Raw genomic sequence first — 22,671 nt, 5'->3', positions numbered from 1 at the left:
CTTTCTTTCGTATTCCGAATTAGTTTAATTATGCCATATCTCTCTCAGAAATATTCAATAGTTTGCCTGAAACTATGCGGCCGATTATAATATAAGAGTTACTAAATCAGATAGGAGCACAAAATGAACTTTCTTTCTCAGCTCATGGATTTCATCCTGCATATTGATAAGCATTTAATCAGCATTGTCAGTCAGTACGGCACGCTGACTTATGGTATTTTGTTTTTAATTATTTTTATTGAGACCGGACTGGTCATCATGCCTTTTCTGCCGGGTGATTCCATGCTGTTTGCAGCCGCTGCACTTGCCCCGCAAGGTGCCCTTAATATATGGTTATTGTTTTTAGTCTGCTTGATTGCGGCCGTGTTAGGCGATACCCTCAATTATCATATCGGTAAATGGGCCGGCCTCGGCATTACGAACCATCCGCGTTTCGGGCGCTTCATCAAGGAAGAACATCTGCTGAAAGCCACGCGCTTTTTTAATCAATACGGCGGAAAAACCATTGTCATGGCTCGCTTCATGCCATTCATCCGGACCTTCATTCCCTTTGTAGCTGGTGCCAGTCGCATGCATTACAGTTATTTCATTCTCTATAATGTGATCGGCGCATTTCTCTGGGTTGCTATCTGTCTGGGTCTCGGCTATTTCTTCGGTAACATTCCAGTCGTGAAAGATAACTTTGAGATTGTCTTGATCCTCATCATCGTCGTCTCTGTCTTACCTGCTGTCTTCAGTGCCTTCAAAGCCTGGAGAGAAAATAGAAGTCATTCGTAATGAATGACTTCTATTTTTTCACGCTATAGGCATCTAGCATTCTTGCCGTTCTATATAAAATGCTGTTCAATTTTTAAATTGAACAGCATTTTTCATATTCCTGTCAACATCTCCAGCAGCTGCTGCTTTAACAGGTGTCTCTCCTCTTCAGTCATCTGCTTCACTTCGATCATATGCTGAATACTCGCCGGCTTGCCTGCGAGCACCACAATGCGGTCAGACAGTCTGATCGCTTCCTCAATACTGTGCGTGATCATCAGCACCGTCCTTTTTTCTGCCGCCAGTATCTCCTGCAGCCATTTCTGCATATCGAACCTGGTGATCTCATCCAGCGCGGAAAAAGGTTCATCCAGCAGCATCAGATCCCCCGGTGTATTTAGTGTGCGTAGAAAGGAGACACGCTGTTTCATGCCACCGCTTAAACGGTCCGGATATTGATGACGAATATCTTCGAAGCCACTTCGCTCTAAAAGTTCATCCAGCCTGCCGGTCGTACCCTCTTTGATCTCACTGCCCAGTGCGATATTGGCGGCAACGGTGCGCCACGGCATCAGTGAAGGTGACTGCGGCATATAGGCGACGTGGCCCGTGTGTCCTACTACCTGCCTGCAGTCTAATATGACGTCACCTGCGACAGGGGTTAACAGCCCGCCGATAATGTTGAAGATCGTCGATTTCCCGCTGCCGGAAGGTCCAAGAATCGTCACAAACTCCTGGTCTTTCACCTCGAGATTCACGTGCTCTAGAACAGGGTTCATGCCAAAGGAATGGCTGATATTCTGCAGTTTTAATTTAATCATGTTTCCACCTCACGGTCAGCTTCTCCAAGACCTTGATCACACTGAAGATGACCAGCGCAAAAATCACGATCCATACAAGTGCTACAAAGACACGGTCCACCTGGAAGGCACGCTGGGCAATGATCATATATTTGCCGAGACCTTTGTCACTGCCCAGCCACTCTGAAATAATGGCGCCCATGACAGAGTAAGTCCCGGCAATCTTCAATCCATTGAACAGAAAAGGCATGCTGCCCGGCCATTCTAATTTTCTGAAGATCTGCATACGACTTGCCCCGGCTATCAGCATATATTTCCTTAAATCCTGATCCACTGATCTGAATCCTTCCAGCAGACTGACCGTCACCGGGAAGAAACAGACGAGTGTGATCACGATCAGCTTCGGCAGCAGGCCGAAACCAAACCAGATGACAAGAAGCGGTGCAATCACGATGACCGGTACATTCTGGCTGACGACAAGTAATGGATAGATAAACGGCTCAAGTGCAGGGATCAGATGCAGCATCACGGCCATCCCTACACCGACAACTATAGAGACCAGCAAGCCTGCCAGCACAAGCAGGATGGTCGGCACCAGGTCATCCTTATAGTCCGGGAATGCTGTGATAAATGCCGTTGCAATAGCACTCGGTGCAGGTAGCGTATAGCTATCGACATGAAGCAGGCGAACGAGCATCTCCCAGAGCAGCAGCAGGACGGCGATGAAGAGACCAAACTTCAGAGAGTATCTCATCGGTATTTCTTGACGAGTTCTGCCATAGAAGCCTCTTCAGCATGATAGAACTTCACTTGAGAAATAACGCTGACCACGCCTTCAGCCATCATTTTCTTGTTCATATCCTCAATGAGTTGAAGAAGTTCCGGCATATTTCCTTCTATCGTTGTATCCAGCGGGTTTACAACATAAGGCAGGCCACTCGCCTGAATGACTTCAATCGCCTTGTCGACATATGGAATCACATCTTCACCGTTAGGCGTCTTCGGTATGATCTGAATGCTCATCAAAGTATCTGCCATCAGTTTCCCTCCACAAATTCGTTTGTAAATGCATCGTCAGCATTGAAGTCGTTGTTGATGATATCATTTTCCTTCATAAAGTGCGCAAAATTCTCCCAGACCTTCTTGTCCTGCAGGCCCCATTCCTTCGCGTCATCCTGATATTTATCCTTCAGGTATTCCTGACTCTTATAGACCAGTTCCTTACTCTCTTTTAATTCCGGCGCCTCGGTCAGCAGGATATCAGCGGCTGCTTTCGGCTTATCAATCGCAAATTCATAGCCTTCCTGTACAGCCGCCATGAAGGCATCAACCGTCTCTTTATCTGACTGGATATATTTTTCGTTCGCAATGATCAGCGGCGTATAATAGTCAAGATTTTTATCGTAATCTGTTAAGTACTGCATGTTGACTTTCTCGCCGCGTGTCTCCGCTTCAATACCCGTCCAGCCGTAGAATACCCAGGCGAAATCTATATTCTTCTTGGAGGCTGTGAAGAAGTCCGTATTGCCCATATTGACGACTTTAACATCCTTGACATCTGCTCCGTCTTTTTTCATGACCGCATCAATAAATGGTCGCTCAATAGGTGCGCCCCAGCCCCCGTAAGTTTTTCCTGCGTAGTCCTTAGGTGAATGGATGTTTTTAGAAGCAAGGCTCATAAAACCGCTCGTATTGTGCTGGATAATAGCCCCGATCGATTTGACCGGCACACCTTCTGTCCGTTCCTGCGTGACCTGCTCCTGTGCACTGATTCCAAACTGAACTTTATTGGCAGCGACAAGCTGGTCCGCTGTCACATCGCCTGGTGTCTTAATAGTCACGTCCAGACCATGCGCTTTGAAATAGCCTTTTTCTTTCGCCACAAAGATTCCTGTATGGTTGGTATTGGGCGTCCAGTCAAGCATCAGTGTGACTTTCTTCAGTTCCTTAGCCTCTTTCTTGTCTTCTTTCTTCGTCCCTTGCTCACTGCAGCCCGCCAGTAGAATCAGACAGCTTGCACCTATCAAAAGTTTTTTCATCAGTTATCCTCCATTAAAAAAACACAACCTGCAGAAGGTTGTGTTTGAGACACTTCCCTCCGTCAGCATTATCTGACCAGGTTAAAAGGGTTTAGGATTCCTCCAGTCTCAGCAAAAAGCTCCCCTAGTGTTTTTATGATTTATTTAAATTGTAACATAAGTTCATTGAATTCAGGCTGTGTAATTTTCATCTCGGCCTGCGATAAGTTCTGACTGTAGCCGTCTATCTGTTCTGCGTAGCTTGGTGTTGCCGTATCCTGATAGATAATCCCCGTCACCAGGCCGTCATGCTCAATGACAGTGGATAACGCCTGCGCTTTATTTGAAGGGTCATAGCCTTCGATGTCAGCGATCTTAGTCAGATTTTCTTTGAACCAGTCATACGTATTGATTTTATTATAGGTGACACAAGGTGAGAAGACATTGATGAACGAGAAGCCCTTATGCTGAATACCCGCTTCAATGATAGCCGTCAGTTCCTTGATATCTGATGAGAAGCTCTGGGCGATGAATGTAGCGCCACTTGTAATCGCCAGTTCAAGCGGTGAAACGTTCTTCTCGATTGAACCTTTAGGCGTGGTCTTCGTCACAAATCCATGCGCTGAACTAGGTGACGTCTGACCTTTTGTCAGCCCATAGATCTGATTATCCATGACAATATAGGTGAGATCGATGTTACGGCGCAGCGCATGAATCGTATGGCCCATACCGATCGCAAAGCCGTCGCCGTCCCCACCTGAAGCAATGACGGTCAGTTCCTGGTTTGCCATCTTCACACCTTGAGCAAGCGGCAGTGCACGACCATGGATGCTGTGGAAGCCGTAAGAGTTGATATAACCTGATAAACGGCCTGAACAGCCGATACCCGTAATGACGGCGAGGTTCTCCGGTTCAAGTCCGACACCCGCTGCTGCTTTTTGAATCGCAGCCTGGACGGAGAAATCACCGCAGCCTGGACACCAGTTCGGTTTAACAGTATTTCTGAAATCTTTGAATGTTGCCATTATTTCTCGACTCCTTCATCCACCACTGTATTGATCTTTTCTTCAATATCATGTGGCAGGAATGGTGTTCCGTCATATTTGACGAAACTTGTGATTTTATTGTGATGCAGTGTATTCATCTTGATGATCTGTGCAAGCTGACCCTGATAATTATTTTCAGCGACGATCACTTTCTTCGCTTTATCAAGTGCAGCCTGGACCTCTTCAGCCGGGAACGGATGCAGCTGTCTGATCTGCATGTGGTTGACTTTAAGATCTGTTCGCGTCATTGCTTCCTCAATGGCCCCGTGCGTTGAGATAAAGCCGATGACAAGGACGTCTGCTTCATCGTGGCCGCCGCTTTCAACTACAGGCTGCTCAATCTTCAGCGCCTCAATCTTGCGCATCCTTTTCTCCATCTGTTTAATACGGTTGACAGGTGATTCTGACGGCTTACCGTCTTCAGCATGTTCAACACCCGTCACATGATGGATGCCGTTCTTAGTGCCAGGTAATGTACGCGGCGAAACGCCTGTCTCTGTCACTGCATAACGTTTGAAATAGTCTTTCGTATCTGAGTCAGGCACATCACTGACAATGTTGCCGCGGCGGATCTCAATGCGGCTGTAATCAAGTTCAGGTACCGTCTGTTTGCCGAGGGAGAGCTGCAGGTCACTTAACAGAATAACCGGACACTGATATTCTTCTGCGAGATTAAAAGCCTCCATCGTTAAGTAAAAAGCATCCTCCACGGTCGTCGGCGCGATAACAATCTTCGGTATATCGCCGTGCGTCCCGTAGATCATCTGCATCAAGTCTGACTGCTCCTGTTTTGTCGGCAGCCCAGTTGAAGGACCTCCGCGCATCGTGTTGACGATGACGAGCGGCTGTTCTGTCATGCCGGACAGACCGATTGCTTCCATCATGAGGGAAAGCCCCGGACCTGCTGAAGCTGTGAATGCCCGGACACCGGCATAGTTGACGCCGATAGCCATGACGGCTGCCGCTATCTCATCTTCAGTCTGTATCACTGTACCGCCGAAACGAGGCAGCTTATCAATCATATACTCCATGATTTCTGATGCCGGTGTAATCGGATAGGCCGCCATAAAACGGGCACCGCCCGCTAATGCACCGAGTGAAATGGCTTCATTACCGATCATGAAGAGGTGACCTATCCCGTCACTATCCGCCAGATTGAAACGGTCACCAATCTCTGCACCGTATTTCAATATTTCAGCGATACCGCTCTTCAATGCCTCTTTATTCAGTTCAACGATCTTATCGCCTTTTTTCTTGAACATCGATTCTACTAGTTCTTCAAAAGGTTCAAGAGACAGACCGAGAAGCTGCACAGTCGCACCGACTGCGACCATATTCTTCATCAGTGCAGTCCCTAGTTCTTTAGCGATCTCCGTAAAGTTGATTTCAATCAGCAGACCTTCAAAATCTGCCGGTCTCTCAGGCGCAAATTTACCGTCTGCTAAGATGACCCCTTCTGCTGTCAGCTCATGATAGTTAAGGTCAATCGTCTCCTGGTCAAACGCCACGAGAATATCTAAATCGTCACTGATTGCGTAGACAGGGGTGGTTGAGACACGGATCTTATTGTTGGTGTGCCCCCCTTTAATACGACTTGAGAAATGACGATAGCCATATAAATAATACCCTTGTCTGTTTAAGGCAGTAGAGAATATCTCACCTGTTGATTCTATCCCTTCTCCCTGCTGTCCACCGACTTTCCATGAAATTTGTGATTTCAAAGTTTCATCCTCCTACAATTTATCTCATCAACCAATATAACAAAAAAACCGCACAGTCACATGACTTGTGCGGGTATTTCCGTTAAATTCATACTAATGGCCGATAAAAGGATGATCAGGATTGATTAATATCCGCTCCATTTTCTTGGTTTTGCCTGCTTTATCAAGTTCAATATAGACGCCTGATAAGACCCCTCGCCCTGTTTCATGCAGCACATGTCTGACAGGCAGACCTGTTATAAAGCGGTGAATCACTTCGTCCTTATTGATGCCGAGAATGCCGTCATAGTCACCCGTCATCCCCACATCAGTGATAAAGCCGGTCCCCTGCGGCAGAATACGGTCATCCGTTGTCTGAATATGAGTATGAGTACCGACAACCGCACTGACGCGGCCGTCCAGATAATAGCCCATCGCGCCTTTTTCGGATGTCGTTTCAGCGTGAAAATCAACAAAGATATGATCTGTCTCCTTACGTGCCACTTCAATCAGCTCATCTGCTTTCTTGAAAGGGTCATCGATGGCCGGCAGAAACGCTCTCCCCTGCAGATTAATAATGGCCAGTTTATCCTGATTGAAGCGGACAATTTTCATGCCGACGCCTGGTGCTTCTGCCGGGTAATTCGCTGGACGGATCATCTTGATATCCTGATCGAGAAAATCATACACTTCCCGCTGTCCGTACGTATGGTTGCCGAGTGTGACAAAATCCACGCCTTGAGTCATAAAAGATTTATAGATTTTTTCAGTGATACCTCTGCCGTGTGCCGCATTCTCACCGTTGACTATCGTGAAATTAGGCTGATATTTCTTCTTTAAGTGAGGCAAATATTCGCTGAGCATATCCCGGCCAATGGCTCCCACTATATCTCCGATAAATAATATTCTCATCATCTACTCCTTTAATTTTTCATTCTTAGTTATTGTACCAAAAAGAAGACGCGGGTAGTTCAATAATGAACAGGATAAAAAGACTGGAATCGTATTCCAGATAAAGACTAAAAGCATGTAAAAAATGAATAAGGATATGATAAACTAATGATAAATCCAAGAAAAAGAGGTTGAAGCATGTCACTTAATAAAATGTCAGTTATTTTATGTACTTCAGTGGCCCTCCTTGCCGCGTGCGGCACAAAAGAAGAACCTGCAGAAACTACAACCACTGCGACAAGCCAGATTTCAAGTGATGCAAAAAAAGCGATTGAAGAAAGTAAAAAACGCGGGCAAGCGAAAGCTGAAAAAAATAAGAAGGAAAATCAGACATCAAGAGAACCTGAGACATCAGAGACAGGCCGTGATACAACCGAGGACGTAACAACTGAACAGCCAGTGACCGAGTCAGCATCGACGGAGAACCCTGTCACACCTGTTCCAGCAACAGAGGCACCGACGACAGAAGCATTGACAACAGAAGCAATCACAACAGAGTCTGTCAGCACAGAAAATCCAGCTGACAACGTGACATCTGCAGACCAGCTTCAGCAGATCATGTTCGGTGATTATACGGAGGCGGAAAAAGGACAAGCCTACAATGCAGCAGTAGCAAATGGCATCATTCCACCCGGACATATGGACGGCGGGACAACGATGCAGGCCTATCAGAGTTCAATCAACGTTCAGCAAGGCTTGGAGTAAAAATAAGGTCACTACTATAGTGACCTTAAATGATTAACTTATAAGTTTACATAATATAGTTATATTAATTTTAAGATAAATAATGTATTCTTTGGTTGTGTGAGCCACGAAAAGCTAAATCAGCTTTAAGCCTTTTGACAAACGGTCCGTCAACTAATACATCCGCCGCACTTAGAATCCATTTTAACTGATCATCGCGTTCAATATATTCTTTCATATAACCTGTCCATAGCCAGATATCCTTGCTGCTGCCGAAATGGAATTGAACAGCATCGATTAAACGCTTCAAGACAAGCTGATTCTCTAGTGGTTCCCCACCCAGTATAGACAGACCTTTGACGTAGTCCGGCTTTAGAAAGTAAATGATTCTGTCAAGCAGTTCTTCTGTAAGTTCTTCTCCCGCATCAAAATTCCATAATGAAGCGTTAAAACAGCCAGAACATTTAAAGTGACAGCCTGCTAAATACACGCTCACTCTAACACCTTCACCGTCTGTTACGCAATCCGGTATAATTCTAGCGACTCTGTTCCCTCCGTCATAGTTCATAGATGCTTCACTCGACTCGCTATCTCCTGATGGCGTCCTTTCACCATCGGCCGTTTAAGTGGATTGCCGAGATAGCCACATGTTCGTTTGACCACATCTGCTCGTGAAGGGTCATGATTACCACATTCAGGACAGACAAATCCTTCAGCTGTCGGTGTGAACTCTCCTTCAAAGCCGCAGTCATAACAATGATCAATCGGCAGATTTGTGCCAAGGTAGCCAATTTTGTCATATGCATAATCCCACACCGCTTCAAGCGCTTGAGGATTATGGTGCAGCGAAGGATACTCACAATAATGGATAAAGCCACCTGTCGAATATTGAGCAAAAGACTGCTCGAAACGAATCTTCTTGAACGGTGATATTTTCTTGCGTACATCATAGTGAAACGAATTTGTATAGTAACCCTTATCTGTAACATCCTTTATGTCACCAAACTGTGCTCTATCCAGCTGACAGAAACGGTCAGTCAGCGACTCGCTAGGTGTGCCGTAAACACTGAACTGTACATCATACTGACGGCTCCAGGCTTCTGTCTGATTATGCATGAATTTAAGAATAGAGACCAGGCTTCTGACCGCTTCGTCATCACTCTCCCAGTCACTATCAAACAATAGAACACCTACCTCATAAAGCCCGATATAACCTACACTCACTGTACATCTTCTGTTGTAGAATAACTGGTCTATTTTTTCACCTTTATCAAGTCTGCTAAGTGCACCATGCTGATAAAGGATAGGCGCATTCTCAGGACGTGCTTCTTTCACTCTTTTGATTCTATATAGACATGCGACTTTCACTATTTCCATTCTCTCTTCTAGTATCGTCTTAAAGACTTCTAAACTTCCTCCGCTTTCGATGGCGATTCTGGGCAAGTTGATAGTGGTGACACCTAAATTAAAGCGTCCGCTATTGATGTATTCACCGTCTTGTACAAAACTGTTAAGAAAACTGCGACAGCCCATAGGAACTTTAAAGTCGCCAATCAGCTCGGTCAGCACCTTGTAATTAAGCACATCCGGATACATTCTTTTTGTCGAACACTCAATAGCCAGCTTTTTGATATCATAATTAGGGTCGTCATGCGTCAGGTTAATCCCTTTCTTCAAAGAGAAAACCAGTTTCGGAAAAATAGCTGTCGCTGCCTCTTTTCCCAATCCCTTTATTCTGATATCAAGTATAGCCTGCTGAATCAGTCTACTATAATCATCAGTGCCGAGGCCGAATCCAAATGTCACAAAAGGTGTCTGGCCGTTCGAAGAATAGAGTGTATTTATTTCATACTCAAGCGACTGCATAGCGCTGTAGATGTCGCGTCGGGTCATGTGCATCACGTATGCATCAATCTCAGTGATATTAAAAGTGATGGCATCTTGATGATGTCTGTCAGCATTTAGGGCAGCATATTTACTGAGTATCTCATCAATACGATCAACCGAGCATCCGCCGTACTGACTACTGGCGACGTTGGCTATAATCTGAGCAATCTGGGCAGCAGCTGTCTGAATTGATTTTGGGGGTTCTACTTGTGCATTACCTATCTTAAAACCATTTGTCAGCATATCTTCAATATTGATTAAACAGCAGTTTGTCATAGGCATATAGGGATGATAATCAAGATCATGAAAATGAATTTCACCTTTAATATGAGCCTCTCTGATATGTGCGGGCAACCATTGCAATCCATAATATTTAGCAACAGTACCTGCAGTTAAATCTCTAAGCGTATTAAACACATTTGAATCTTTATTAGCATTCTCATTGATAATGGACTTCTCTTTATTCTGTAATCTTTCCATCTGCGTTTCCAGCGACATCCAACCACTTCTTTCACAATATATAGTGTTGATAACGATATTATACATCTATATATAGTATTTTAAAGAAATACTGAGAGACTGTGCTGAAACGTTCAAATTAGGCAGCATAATGTGATTTATATTACATTATAGCTCCAGATTATTAAATCGTTCATGAGAAGTCAGCCATTTCAGTATGATAGCTTCATCTTCACTGATCCTCGCATTATATTTGCTGGAAAATAATGCCCCGTCAAGTTCAATGATGATATCAATGCGCTGAGTCTCATTGGTCACAGGATCAATCGAGATGATATTCACACTACCTGACTCATTCATTGACAGCTGATAGTAGACACCGAGCCATTCAATTAAACCGCCTTCCACATTGATTTTAACTGCTTCACTGTGATTGACGTTTTCACTGATTTCCTGGTTAAGTTGCTCGATATAGGCTGTTATTGTCTGAAATAATCGGAGCGCCGCCTCATTATAACCTGTATAGATCGTCACTTTCTGAACTCGTTTATCGAGCATCTTGAATAGATTCGTCTTAATGATGTCCATTTATTTTCCTCCTCAAAAAAACACAGAGCCTCGGCTCTGTGTCTATTTGTTTAGATAATGTTTTTCAATGACCTTCTGCACAAACTTATATTCAGTAATCGGTTCATCGAACTCATAAAACTTCGTCTCGTTGTCCTTGGTTGTAATCGCGATATATTTCACAACGGACAGTCCACCACGGATATCATTCTTCAGAAACTCTACACGAAACCATTCATTGCCATGCGTAAAGTATGAAGTACTCATCACTGAATAATTGTCTAACATAACCTTCGCCCCCTTGCTCTTTGTATCCATCATAACAGAAGCACTCATCCATATAAATAAAAACCGATAAATATGCACCTTTAAAATCTTATCAGCATAAAAAAACTTCAGTGAACCTGCGCTCACTGAAGTTCTGTTATTTGGCATATTCTACCGCACGCATTTCACGTACGACTGTTACTTTAATATGACCTGGATACTGCAGTTCTTCTTCGATCTGATTCTTGATATCACGCGCTAATCGATGGGCCTTCAGATCATCCACTTCCTCAGGAGAGACGATAATTCTGATTTCTCGTCCCGCCTGGATCGCAAATGATTTCTCGACGCCGTCATAGCTCTCTGAAATCTGTTCAAGTCGTTCCAGACGTCTGACGTAATTTTCCAAAGTCTCGCGTCTAGCCCCTGGTCTAGCTGCACTCAGTGCATCGGCAGCCGCCACTAAGACTGAAATGACCGAATTAGGTTCGATGTCACCATGATGAGAATGGATTGCATTGATAACAACCGGATGCTCCTTGTATTTCTTCGCAAGGTCTACACCGATTTCAACATGACTGCCTTCCACCTCATGGTCAATGGCTTTACCGATATCATGAAGAAGTCCTGCCCGCTTAGCGAGTGTCACATCTTCACCGAGTTCTGCTGCCATCATGCCTGCTAAATGCGCCACCTCTACCGAGTGTTTCAGCACATTCTGGCCGTAGCTCGTTCTGAACTTCATACGGCCGAGTATTTTCACTAAGTCCGGATGAAGATTGTGGATACCCAGTTCAAATGTCGCCGCCTCACCTGCTTCGCGGATACTTTCATCCACTGATTTTTTCGCTTTTTCAACCATTTCTTCGATACGACCTGGATGAATACGACCATCAGAAACCAGGTTCTGCAGCGCGATTTTCGCCACTTCCCGTCTGATTGGATCAAAGCCCGACAGTATCACTGCCTCCGGTGTATCGTCAATAATCAGATCAATACCCGTTAATGTTTCAAGTGTTCTGATATTTCGTCCTTCCCGACCAATAATACGACCTTTCATCTCATCATTCGGCAGATTGATCACTGATACCGTTGATTCTGAAGTATGATCAGCGGCTAAGCGCTGAACAGTAGTCGCAAGTAACATTTTGGCTTTCTTATCGACTGTGTCTTTGACTTCTTGCTCTTTCTCTTTGATCAGCACGGCTATATCATGAGAAAGTTCATCTTCAACCTGGTCGATAATTTCCTGTTTCGCTTCTTCTTGAGTCAGTCCGGAGATGCGTATTAATTCCTGTTCATGTCTGGCGATAATATCTTGAACACTTTGCTCCAGCGCATCAACTTGCTGTTGTTTAGCTTCAATTTTAGATTCTTTTTGTTCTAAAAGATCATCTTTTTTATCTAAGAGTTCACTTTTTCGATCTAAGTTTTCTTCTTTTTGAAGTAATCGTGCTTCTTGTCTTGAAAGATCTGCTCGTCTATGGCGATATTCATCTTCCAGACGATCACTGCGCAGCTGATGTTCTTCTTTAGCTTCTAGCAGTTTTTCTTTTTTAAGACTTTCGGCTTCTTTTCTAGCTTCTTTCACAATATGCTCACCAGTTTGCCGTGCCTGAATCTGCTGGTTCGTCAAATTCGTTTTTGCTAGATAATAACCTGCAGCAACACCTACAAGGATGCCAAGCAAAATGTATAAGAGGATAACCATACATAAACACCTCCTTTTTGCTTATTATCTAGTTAAAGTATTAAAATAAAGAATATATAATTAAAATCATATACATTTCAATTGTACGTTTTCTGTCATATTAAAGTCAAGGCGTCATCTAGTATATGGAATAGAAAAACTGAAGTCCGGAGACTTCAGTTCTCTGTGATTAGACTAATTCGTCATCAAATAAAGTATCTGCTTCTTCTTTCTGAGGTTCTGCAGATTCTTTTTCTGCTGTCTCAGTCACTTCATCCGGCGCGATGATTCCCATTTCCTGACGTATTTTACGGTCAATCTCTGCCATGACTTCAGGATTCTCTTTCATGAAGTTCTTCACGTTCTCTTTACCCTGACCTAAGCGCTCGCCATTATAAGAATACCAAGCACCTGATTTATCAATCACTTCAAACTCAGTACCGAGGTCTACAATCTCACCTTCACGGGAGATACCTTTACCGTACATGATATCAACTTCAGCTACTTTGAAAGGTGGCGCTACTTTGTTCTTCACGACTTTAATCTTTGTACGGTTACCTACCACGTCCATGCCTTGTTTCAGCTGTTCCGCACGACGGACTTCCAGACGGACTGAACTATAGAATTTAAGCGCACGGCCGCCCGGTGTCGTTTCAGGGTTACCGAACATCACACCGATTTTTTCACGGACCTGGTTGATAAAGATGGCGATCGTATTAGATTTCGCAATGGCACCGGAAAGTTTACGCAGTGCCTGTGACATCAGACGCGCCTGCAGACCCATATGAGAGTCACCCATCTCTCCTTCGATCTCCGCTTTTGGTGTCAGGGCAGCCACTGAATCGATAACGATGATATCAATCGCACCGCTTCTAACAAATGCTTCAGCGATTTCCAGACCTTGTTCACCATGGTCAGGCTGTGATAAATAAAGATTCTCAGTATCCACACCCAGATTCTTCGCATAAACAGGATCTAATGCGTGCTCAGCATCGATGAACGCAGCTGTTCCGCCCTGAGCCTGTACTTCAGCGATCGCGTGCAGGGCCACGGTCGTTTTACCGGAACTTTCAGGTCCGTAAATCTCAATGATACGCCCTTTAGGATAGCCCCCTACTCCTAATGCATTATCGATGGTAATAGAACCACTTGAAACAGTGGAAACATTGCGGGCTGTGCTTTCGCCGAGCTTCATGACCGCGCCTTTACCGAATGATTTCTCCATATTTTTGATGACTGTATCGAGTGCTTTTTGACGTTCGCTCAAATGTATATCCTCCTTAAACGTTGCCGTTTATTCGTTAATTTTATTTGTTTTACATCTCTTACTATACTGATTTCGGGCCCAAATAGCAAGCAAAAAGCAAACGTCTGTTCGTATTTTTTAACGACAGTTTTTGATGACAAACAGACAGTTTTTCATGAAAACAGTCCCATTCACCAGCTGTTTTTCATAAAAAAATAACAGGTTATGACAACCTGTTATTTAGAGCCACGGAACACATCTCTGCCGTGATAGAAGTATTCAATGCCTGATAGAATGGTGAAGAAAACAGCAGCATACATCAGCCAGTAGCCGAGGTTCATGCCGAATGGTTCTGCAAGAAGCAGTAAAATCATGGCGACCATCGTTACAGCTGTCTTGATCTTGCCGAGCTGACCCGCTGCTGAGACAAATCCCTGTTCTATCTGCAGAAGACGAAGACCCGTCACCGCAAACTCACGTGCAACGATGATGATGGCCATCCAGGATGGTATGACATCCAGTTCAACTAACGCTATAAGACCGGATGCAACGAGCAGCTTATCTGCTAATGGATCCAGGAATTTCCCCATATTTGTGACAAGCTGCCATTTTCGCGCCAGATAGCCATCTACCCAGTCAGTCAGAGAGGCAAAGATAAAGATGACTGCTGCAATCAACTGTTCGATGCGCATATCCATGCTGTTCAAGAATTGAATATTCCCCATATGGAAGTCGGCCAGCAGAAAGACAAGAAAAATCGGAATCAGCACCACGCGTGCCACTGTAATCTGATTTGGAATGTTCATTTGTAGACTCCTTTCTATTTTGAAATATTGAACTGATAGGTTCGTGTAATTAAAGCATCTGCGCTGGTCGGGACCTCCGCTTTCTCCCCATTGCAATACACCGTCAGGTCAGCTGTTGATCCCGCAATCAGTGTGACAGTGCGTGCCCCTTTACCTATCTTTAATGTCCGGTCATTGACATTCCGATAGTTCTCTGACCGGTCATCACTACGCAGCTGGAGCCACGTCGGTGTCTTCGATGTCACACGAATGACAACAGGCTCTTTCGTCTTGACTGTGTAGCTGAGTGTAGCACCGTCAAATGATTTATAACTGACCCTCGTTTTTTCCTCTTTTTTAGCCGGTTCTTCTTTTTCTTTCTTCTTATCCGACTTCTGCGCTTCTTTCTTAGGCTCTATCGCCACATCTCTACTCGGATTAATCGTCGCAGCATGCCACTGCCGGGGATGCGGAAATAAATAGACCGAGACGATCCACAGTAACGTACAGACAGCAGAGACGAGCAGAATCAGCCTGAACAAAGGTAATAACTTCTGATTTTCCTGGACATCAGGTGTCTTAAGTGATTTCTTCGCTTCTTTGGCAGTCATCTTATGTACCGGAAGCTCCGACTGATGTTCTTCTATGAGTTTATCCGCGTTCAGATTGACACTCTCCGCATACTTTCTAATAAAACCTACTGCATAATCGGGATTCGGCAGCTGATCAAACTCATTTTTTTCAAGCATCGAGATATATTCTCTCTTGATCCTGATGCGTTTCTCCATATCCAGAAGCGTCATGCCGAGCCTTTCCCGTTTACTTTTCAAAATTTCACCAATGGGTTTCATTGAAACGCCTCCCATTATTCAAAAAATCCGAATCCATCTGTGTCAAATAGATTATTCTTGTGCACCTGCTCATAAGTGATTTCCTGATCATCGCTCTCACGCAGCTCGATAATGTAATCAAAGTCCTCTAATGTAAAGTCGCTATTCGCCACAAATAAATCCGGATGCTCTATCACTTTTACAGCAGGTAAATTCATCACTTCTTTGACGAGCTGCATATGCCGCATATCCTGCTGCTTGGATGTCAGCGCGCCGTCGATGATGTAGATGTAGCTGCTGTCATATTCACCTTTGAACAGCGAGTTGCGCACAGTCTGCTTAATCATGGTTGATGATATGAACAACCATTTCTTATGGGCACAGACACTAGCGGCCACTACTGATTCAGTTTTACCGACACGAGGCATACCTCGTATACCGACCAGACAATGCCCTTCCTCCTTGAAGAGCTCAGCCATGAAATCAACCAGTATACCTAAATCATTTCTGACAAAGCGGAAGGTCTTCCGGTCTGTCACATCGCGCTGAATATAGCGCCCATGTCTGACGGCCAGTCTATCCTGAAGAAGGGGTGTCCGAATCTTGATGATGCGAATTTCATCCAGTTCACGGACAATATTTTCAAAGCGGATGATTTTCTCGTCATTATCCACTCGCAGGAGCATGCCGCGGCGCCCTTCATCGACGCCATTGATCGTAATAATGCTGATACCTAGTGTACCCAGCAGACTGGAGACATCCCCGAGCAGACCCGGCCGGTTCACTTTGATTTCATATTCAAGATAACACTCTCTCATCATAAGCCCCCTAAATGAGCCATCCTGCATTCAGACGTAAGACTTGTCCTGTCATATGCTGAGCTCTCTTATGTAGTAAATAACTGACTAAGTATGCGATTTCGTCCACTTCCACAAGCTCCCCCTGCGGAATATCTTCCAGCAGAGCATCTACATCCAGCTGATCGGTCATTCGCCCGCGTACGACACCCGGTGTAATGGCATTGACTGTCACGCCGCTCAGGGCGAGTTCCTTAGCCATAGACTTCACAAATCCGATCTGAGCTGCTTTCATCGCAGAATAGACACTCTCCATGCTTGCCCCTGTCTCGCCCCAGATTGAACTGATCACGACTATTCTACCATACTGCTTTCTACAGAGAACAGGCACGAGCCACTGCACGAGCTGAATCAAGCCCTTCAAGTGAAGCTGATACTGCTGATCAATCTCTTCTGCAGTAAAATCCTGCACAAGGCCGAAGCTCTCTGTTCCAGCGGCATAGATCAAGCCGTCAATGTCTTCAAGAAATGCAGGTCTTGTGTCCAGTCTTGTTAAATCACATTGCCAGAAAGTCACATCGCCAGACATCGAGCCTTTCAGCGACTCGACATCAGCTTTAAAATACTGACAGATGACCGAATGTCCTGCTGCTAATAGTTCTGTGACAATCGCACGTCCAATATCGCCGCTGCCGCCTGTCACTAAATAACTAGCCACGAGGCACCAGTCTGCTGTCAGTCATATGGGACATATCAACCGCATGCCGGAATGTGGTCACAGCCTCTTCAAGGCTGATCTGCTGAAGGACATGCATGATATCAAAGAGAATAGCCCCGTTGAAATAGTAACGTGTAAACTGATTCGCGATGTATTCAACCGAATTAAAGCTTGCGATATATTCACCCGTTGTCTGTTTCACTAATCTTCTGAAGGCGTTCTCATCAAATTCTGCCGTTTCAAAGCGTTCCATAATCCGTTTTTTCAGCGTGTCCGGTTCAGATGTCGCCCCTGCTATCAGCATATGGGAGAAGGTCGGCTCCAGAATAAAGCTATAGCCAAATGAATCATCTATTAAGCCGTCAGCTAACAGTTCATGATAAAAATCACTCTGCTCACCTAAAAGAAGTTCCAAGATAAACATCATCTCAAACTCTGTCTGGATCAAGGGACGATTCTGCAGATGACAGTCGCTTTTAATACCGAGCATCAGCTTCGGCCGTGAGACATCTGTAGGCGTTGTTACCTGCTTGTCCTTCACTTCCTGCGGTTCACTGATGTCAGCGATCACCGGCAGATAAGCAGGCTGGTCTGTCGTGAGCTGCTGTTCACTGATCAGGTCAGCGATAGCAGCAGGCTCCACATTGCCGACCACAAACATGACCATATTCTCAGGACGGTAGAACGTGTGATAGCACGTGTAGAGAGTTTCTGCTGTAATCTCATTAATCGAACTGATGGTGCCTGCTATATCCTGGCGCACAGGATGATGATGATACATCGCCTGTAACGTCTGGTTATACAGCCTGTAATTCGGCTGCTCCTGGTACATCTTGATTTCTTCAGCGATGATACCGATTTCTTTCTGCACAGATTGCTCTGAGAAATACGGCTTCTGAACCATCTCAATCAGTGACTTAATATTATCCTCGACACGGTCGACAGCAGTAAACAGGTAACTGGTGCGGTCATAAGACGTAAAGGCATTGACAGAAGCCCCTTGCTCAGAGAAGACATTGAACATATCACCCGCTTCCTTCTCGAACAGCTTATGTTCTAGAAAGTGAGCCACACCTGCCGGGGTACTGACCATATTTGAACGGTCTGCAGGTATGAAATCAGTATGTAAGGAACCGTATTTCGTCGTCATGGTCACATAGGTTTTCTGGAATCCTGCTTTTGGGATGATGAAAAGCTGCAAGCCATTTTCCAGTCTGGTTTCATAGAGTGTCTCATCTATTTCCGGATAGTATTGTTTTTTCATGCTGTCACCTCTTCTGCAAGACAATAGATTGTCTGAACGTTGACTTGTGCTGCAATCGCCATCACTTCTTCTTTTATCACGCTTTCAATGCCCTTTATCCACTCATCAGTCGACAGCTTTACAGCGTCGAAAGTCGAAGCATAACTGGTCTCAATCCATCCTCTCGGGCGGTCAAAGTTTTCCCGTCTATGACTGACAAGCATTTTCTTGGCGATGGCCAGCAGCTCCTCAGAGAACTGCCCCTCCTTCATCATCTCAAGCTGGCTGAGAATCATATCAACTGCCTGCTGATAAGTCGCATTCTGAACGCCTGCAACGACATACAATAGACCGAGCCTTGCATCTATCTGCGAGTGAATCTGGTAAGCAAGACTCATTTTTTCACGGATATTCATAAACAGGAGACTCGTTGCATCACCACCGTAAATCTGATTCATGACGATAAAGGCAAAGTAGTCACGTGTCCCGTATTCAACCGGGACGGTCATCCCCATATTGATACGGGCCTGTGAAGTATGCGTATACTCAGTGACATAGACCGGTTTATCCTTCGGTTCCAGTTTAAGGGGCTCTAAAGCAGCCTCATTCGACAGAAAATCAAAGTAATATTCAAGCTTAGCACGAACGTCCTCTGTTACATCACCGATGATGTATAAAGCCTTCTCATCTTGCAGCATCGAATCATAGGCCGCATATAAAGACTCAGGTGTAACAGCAGGCAGATGTGATTCAATCCCGATGCTCGGGTAACGGTAGCTCGTCTGAAACATCTCCTGCAGCATGCGCTGGAAGCTTGCTTGTGCTTTATTGTCTTTGATAGCGTCAAAGCGTGCAGCCAGAAGCTGTTTCTCCTGGGCGACTTTCTGCGCGTCAAAGGCACCCTCCCTGATATCAGGATTCTTAATGACATCGCTGAGCAGCTGGCAGCACGCGTCAAACAGCGGCTCATCGACAAACTTATCATGGATGAACTCCATGCTGAAAGTCATGACATGTGCGGTCTTCTGCTTCGTCACATAGCTTGATAGATGTGCCCCGTATAGATCCGACAGATGATCATAGAGTTTCTGTTCACTCGGAAAACGAGCTGTCGACTTGGTCAGCAGTTTGGCGAGCAGTGACCGTTCTGTCAGACGCTCAGCCTCAATAGGTGCTTTAAATTTAAGCGTCAGGGTGATGGTCTTAAACTTCTTCTCATTCTTGATGTAAATAGGTATCATAAAATCACTTCAACTCTCGCTTAATTTGGAATTTAATCTGACTGGACTTAAAATAATTCAGCGAATAAAGGACCGGTCTATCATCCTTATTCTTATGAATCTGACGGACAAGAACCAGACTTTCCTCCGGTGCACATTCCAGCATATTGGAAATATAGGGTTCATAGCTGATCGATTCAATTTCACATGTGGCAGACGTAATCTGAAATTCCGGACGATTCTTCAGCACCTCAAACAAAGAGACCTTCATAGAATGGTCGAGTATCAATGATTCGTCAACCATCTTGTCAAGACAGTAGGCAATCGGTTCGTTATCAGCTGTACGGATACGCTCAAGGACAATGATATTACGGTCATCAGTGATCTCGAGAACCCGCTTGTCATCAATCGACGGGGTCTCCGGGTCCTGACTGATGATGATAGAGCCTGCCTTATATCCCTTTTCCTCAATCATTGACGTAATACTTTTCAGGTTATGGACAGGATAGAAGAAAGTCGGCTCATGTTTGACAAAGTAGCCTTGATGGAAACGTTCTGATAACAGCTGCTCTGTGACAAGCTCCTGGAGAGCTTCTTCTACATCATCCTGAACCACATCCAGAGTTCGTGAAATCTCATATTCGCTCGGCAGGGGTCGGTCGGTCGTAAACGCCCCGTCCTGAATGCGTTCGATAATCCAGTCTTTGATTTCTACTACCGTTTGTTTGGCAGACATTATTCTCCTCCTTCTTCAGGTGCTATTAATACTTGTCTCGGTTTACTGCCCTGGGCGGGTCCGATTACCTGATTAAGTTCTAAATCATCCACAAGTCTTGCAGCCCTATTATAGCCTATTCTGAACTGGCGCTGCAGAAGTGAAGCACTTGCCTTCTGCTCTCTCACCACAAATTCATAGGCCTGATAATAGAGTTCGTCGTCTGAGGGTGAATCAGACTGTACGATATCTTCCGGCTCCATTTCCTTCATATAGTTCGCTGATTGCTGAGACGTCACATAATTGACAACCGCCTCCACCTCGCTGTCCGACAAGAAAGCTCCCTGTACGCGGGTCGGCTTAGACTGCCCGGAAGGTAAGAACAGCATGTCGCCTCGACCGAGCAATTTTTCTGCACCTTGTGAATCCAGTATTGTTCTTGAATCTACCTGGGAGCTCACGGCAAACGCGATACGTGAAGGGATGTTCGCCTTGATCAACCCCGTGATGACATCCACCGAAGGACGCTGCGTCGCAATAATCAGATGGATACCGGCCGCACGTGCCATCTGTGCGATTCGCATGATGGCACTCTCAACGTCTTTACTCGCGACCATCATCAAGTCGGCAAGTTCATCGACAATCACAACGATGTAAGGCAGCAGGCTATTCTTTTCATCCAGTTCCTGGTTCTGACGCTTCAAGTACTCATTATATCCTTCGATATTACGTGTCCCTGTATGACTGAACAGATCATATCTCCGTTCCATTTCCCCGACAATTTTCTGCAGGGCCTGGCTCGCCTTCTGCGGGTTGGTCACGACCGGTGTGAGGAGGTGCGGAATGCCGTTATAGACATTCAGCTCCACCATCTTCGGGTCGATCATCATCAGTTTGACTTCATGCGGTTTCGCATTCATCAGGATACTCGTGATAATGCCGTTGATACAGACTGATTTACCGCTGCCAGTAGACCCGGCGACAAGCAGATGGGGCATCTTGTTAAGCTCAGCAGTGATCGCTTCCCCGGAGATATTCCGCCCCAGGACGACTTTCAGTTTATTGGTCGCTGCCGGCTCCTCTTCCAGCACTTCACGCAATGTCACCATAGACGTCGTGGCATTCGGGACTTCTATTCCGACTGCGGATTTACCGGGTATAGGTGCCTCGATCCGGATATCTTTCGCCGCCAAGGCAAGGGCGATATCACTAGACAGATTGACGATACGGCTGACTTTGACACCCAGCGCCGGATGGACTTCGTACTGGGTGACGGCTGGACCGATACGAATCTGACTCACTTTTGCATCCACCCCGAAGTTTCTCAGTGTATTCTCAAGAAGCTGTCCTCTTTGCTTCACTGACTTCGTGTCCGACTGCGCAGCATGGGCAGGCGGATTCAATAAGGTAATAGGCGGCAGCTGATAGGCTGAGTCTTCGTCATTGACTGTTTCTATATCAGCCGGCTCCAGGTCAGCATTTTCCAGGTCAGCCGTCTCTGTGACAGCCGGCTGCTTACGCTTATTTTCTTCATAGACAGGTATATCTTCCTGTTCGTGTGCCGGCTCTATCTTCTCAGGCACCGGCATAGTCTCTGGTGCTTCCTCTTTGATTTCGACGAGTGCTGAGACATCTTTAGGCTGCGGTTTCTCACGCTCCTGCCATTTCCGTCTGACTGCAGCCATACTTGACATCAAGGTCATGAACAGTGTCCTTGCTTCCTGTCTGATAGAACGTCCTGCTATCAGAATGCCTGTCAAACCGAATAAAGCGATGATTAAGATGAAAGTACCGACCGGACTGATCAGGGCTGAGGTCATACTCTCTAAATAATAACCGGCAGCACCTCCGCCCTGGTAATGAAAATGGGAATCGGATTCCAGTTCATAGATATGATTAAACCTCGGCCGGTGCTTATTCTCTATCAGCCGGTTACCGAACTCAAACAGCAGACTCAATGCCACTTGAAGCGTCAGCCAGCCTGTCAGCCGTCGGTTCAGAGGCATGAATTTCTGGTTGATAGTGACGTAGATGACTGTTAAAAATAACAGCAGATATGTATAGTAGCGGGCTGTCCCCGTGAAAAGTATCATCAGACAGTCGATGCCAAGCCCGATCAGGCCGAACTGAAATAACCCGAGCAAAAGCAGACACAGCAGAATGAGCGCCACAAGATAAATATAAGGCGGGTCTTTCCGCTTCGCTGTTTTTTGGGTCCGTCTTTTCTTCGTACTCTTTTTTTTAGTGATTGCCATGTCTTCACCTCATAAAACTAAATAAACAAGCTTTAAA

At 45.4% G+C, this 22,671-nt stretch carries 22 protein-coding genes, 1 pseudogene and 1 riboswitch; of the genes and pseudogenes, 2 read left to right on the top strand and 21 right to left on the bottom strand.

The window, feature by feature from the left end; all coding sequences use genetic code 11:
* Positions 1-123: 123 nt before the first annotated feature.
* Positions 124-777 (top strand): VTT domain-containing protein, encoded by a 654-nt coding sequence (locus ERX55_RS10240; protein WP_133452485.1) that lies wholly within the window; start codon positions 124-126, stop codon positions 775-777.
* Between the two features lie 92 nt (positions 778-869).
* Here the strand turns inward: ERX55_RS10240 and ERX55_RS10235 are convergent, their stop codons facing one another.
* From ERX55_RS10235 to ERX55_RS10205, 7 genes are all read right to left on the bottom strand, one after another.
* A complete protein-coding gene (locus ERX55_RS10235; protein WP_243721499.1) occupies positions 870-1,577 on the bottom strand; it encodes an ABC transporter ATP-binding protein in 708 nt (235 codons plus the stop codon).
* A complete protein-coding gene (locus tag ERX55_RS10230) occupies positions 1,570-2,310 on the bottom strand; it encodes an ABC transporter permease (protein WP_133452483.1) in 741 nt (246 codons plus the stop codon). Before ERX55_RS10230 ends, ERX55_RS10235 begins: the two co-directional genes overlap by 8 nt.
* Positions 2,307-2,594: a thiamine-binding protein gene (locus ERX55_RS10225; protein WP_133452482.1), complete on the bottom strand. Its 288-nt coding sequence runs from the start codon at positions 2,592-2,594 to the stop codon at positions 2,307-2,309. The genes ERX55_RS10230 and ERX55_RS10225 overlap by 4 nt, the downstream gene beginning before the upstream one ends.
* Positions 2,594-3,595, bottom strand: a complete 1,002-nt coding sequence (locus ERX55_RS10220) for an ABC transporter substrate-binding protein (protein ID WP_133452481.1) — start codon at positions 3,593-3,595, stop codon at positions 2,594-2,596. Before ERX55_RS10220 ends, ERX55_RS10225 begins: the two co-directional genes overlap by 1 nt.
* A 37-nt stretch (positions 3,596-3,632) precedes the next feature.
* A riboswitch (TPP riboswitch) is annotated at positions 3,633-3,731 on the bottom strand.
* Positions 3,732-3,735: 4 nt separating this feature from the next.
* Positions 3,736-4,599, bottom strand: a complete 864-nt coding sequence (locus tag ERX55_RS10215) for a 2-oxoacid:ferredoxin oxidoreductase subunit beta (protein ID WP_133452480.1) — start codon at positions 4,597-4,599, stop codon at positions 3,736-3,738.
* Positions 4,599-6,341 carry a 2-oxoacid:acceptor oxidoreductase subunit alpha gene (locus tag ERX55_RS10210; protein WP_133452479.1) on the bottom strand — a complete coding sequence of 581 codons (1,743 nt, stop codon included), beginning with the start codon at positions 6,339-6,341 and terminating at the stop codon, positions 4,599-4,601. Before ERX55_RS10210 ends, ERX55_RS10215 begins: the two co-directional genes overlap by 1 nt.
* 93 nt (positions 6,342-6,434) lie before the next feature.
* Complete coding sequence (locus ERX55_RS10205; protein ID WP_133452478.1) at positions 6,435-7,232, bottom strand: TIGR00282 family metallophosphoesterase; 798 nt, start codon at positions 7,230-7,232, stop codon at positions 6,435-6,437.
* Between the two features lie 177 nt (positions 7,233-7,409).
* Here ERX55_RS10205 and ERX55_RS10200 point away from each other — a divergent pair, with 177 nt between their 5' ends.
* Positions 7,410-7,976, top strand: a complete 567-nt coding sequence (locus ERX55_RS10200; RefSeq protein ID WP_133452477.1) for a hypothetical protein — start codon at positions 7,410-7,412, stop codon at positions 7,974-7,976.
* A gap of 70 nt (positions 7,977-8,046) precedes the next feature.
* Here ERX55_RS10200 and nrdG read toward each other — a convergent pair whose 3' ends face one another.
* The 14 genes and pseudogenes from nrdG to ERX55_RS11715 all read right to left on the bottom strand — a co-directional run.
* Positions 8,047-8,523, bottom strand: a complete 477-nt coding sequence (nrdG, locus tag ERX55_RS10195; protein ID WP_133452476.1) for an anaerobic ribonucleoside-triphosphate reductase activating protein — start codon at positions 8,521-8,523, stop codon at positions 8,047-8,049.
* A complete protein-coding gene (gene nrdD / locus ERX55_RS10190) occupies positions 8,520-10,388 on the bottom strand; it encodes an anaerobic ribonucleoside-triphosphate reductase (RefSeq protein WP_133452475.1) in 1,869 nt (622 codons plus the stop codon). The genes nrdG and nrdD overlap by 4 nt, the downstream gene beginning before the upstream one ends.
* An 81-nt stretch (positions 10,389-10,469) precedes the next feature.
* Positions 10,470-10,889, bottom strand: a complete 420-nt coding sequence (locus tag ERX55_RS10185) for a hypothetical protein (RefSeq protein WP_133452474.1) — start codon at positions 10,887-10,889, stop codon at positions 10,470-10,472.
* Between the two features lie 42 nt (positions 10,890-10,931).
* Positions 10,932-11,156 (bottom strand): hypothetical protein, encoded by a 225-nt coding sequence (locus ERX55_RS10180; RefSeq protein WP_133452473.1) that lies wholly within the window; start codon positions 11,154-11,156, stop codon positions 10,932-10,934.
* A gap of 136 nt (positions 11,157-11,292) precedes the next feature.
* Complete coding sequence (rny, locus tag ERX55_RS10175; RefSeq protein ID WP_133452472.1) at positions 11,293-12,846, bottom strand: ribonuclease Y; 1,554 nt, start codon at positions 12,844-12,846, stop codon at positions 11,293-11,295.
* 169 nt (positions 12,847-13,015) lie between these two features.
* Entirely contained in the window at positions 13,016-14,050 is a 1,035-nt protein-coding gene (recA, locus tag ERX55_RS10170; RefSeq protein WP_243721500.1) for a recombinase RecA, read from the bottom strand.
* 257 nt (positions 14,051-14,307) lie between these two features.
* Positions 14,308-14,877: a CDP-diacylglycerol--glycerol-3-phosphate 3-phosphatidyltransferase gene (gene pgsA / locus ERX55_RS10165; protein WP_133452470.1), complete on the bottom strand. Its 570-nt coding sequence runs from the start codon at positions 14,875-14,877 to the stop codon at positions 14,308-14,310.
* A 14-nt stretch (positions 14,878-14,891) separates the two neighbouring features.
* On the bottom strand, positions 14,892-15,707 hold the full coding sequence (locus tag ERX55_RS10160) for a helix-turn-helix domain-containing protein (RefSeq protein ID WP_165983776.1): 816 nt from the start codon (positions 15,705-15,707) through the stop codon (positions 14,892-14,894).
* A gap of 14 nt (positions 15,708-15,721) precedes the next feature.
* Positions 15,722-16,507 carry a YmfK family protein gene (locus ERX55_RS10155; protein ID WP_208001529.1) on the bottom strand — a complete coding sequence of 262 codons (786 nt, stop codon included), beginning with the start codon at positions 16,505-16,507 and terminating at the stop codon, positions 15,722-15,724.
* Between the two features lie 7 nt (positions 16,508-16,514).
* Positions 16,515-17,201 carry an elongation factor P 5-aminopentanone reductase gene (gene ymfI, locus ERX55_RS10150; protein WP_133452467.1) on the bottom strand — a complete coding sequence of 229 codons (687 nt, stop codon included), beginning with the start codon at positions 17,199-17,201 and terminating at the stop codon, positions 16,515-16,517.
* A complete protein-coding gene (gene yfmH / locus ERX55_RS10145; RefSeq protein ID WP_133452466.1) occupies positions 17,194-18,465 on the bottom strand; it encodes an EF-P 5-aminopentanol modification-associated protein YfmH in 1,272 nt (423 codons plus the stop codon). The genes ymfI and yfmH overlap by 8 nt, the downstream gene beginning before the upstream one ends.
* Positions 18,462-19,685: an EF-P 5-aminopentanol modification-associated protein YfmF gene (yfmF, locus tag ERX55_RS10140; protein WP_133452465.1), complete on the bottom strand. Its 1,224-nt coding sequence runs from the start codon at positions 19,683-19,685 to the stop codon at positions 18,462-18,464. Before yfmF ends, yfmH begins: the two co-directional genes overlap by 4 nt.
* Before the next feature lie 4 nt (positions 19,686-19,689).
* Entirely contained in the window at positions 19,690-20,400 is a 711-nt protein-coding gene (locus tag ERX55_RS10135; protein ID WP_133452464.1) for a GntR family transcriptional regulator, read from the bottom strand.
* Positions 20,400-21,806: pseudogene (locus tag ERX55_RS11715) on the bottom strand (DNA translocase FtsK); the annotation flags it as partial. The pseudogene ERX55_RS11715 and the gene ERX55_RS10135, both read right to left, overlap by 1 nt.
* Positions 21,807-22,671 lie beyond the last annotated feature (865 nt).

The sequence above is a fragment of the Macrococcus bovicus genome (genome assembly GCF_004359575.1).
Taxonomy (GTDB): Bacteria; Bacillota; Bacilli; order Staphylococcales; family Staphylococcaceae; genus Macrococcus; species Macrococcus bovicus.
The sequence above is the reverse complement of the archived record's forward strand: the minus strand, read 5'-3'. Positions and strand labels throughout refer to the sequence as shown.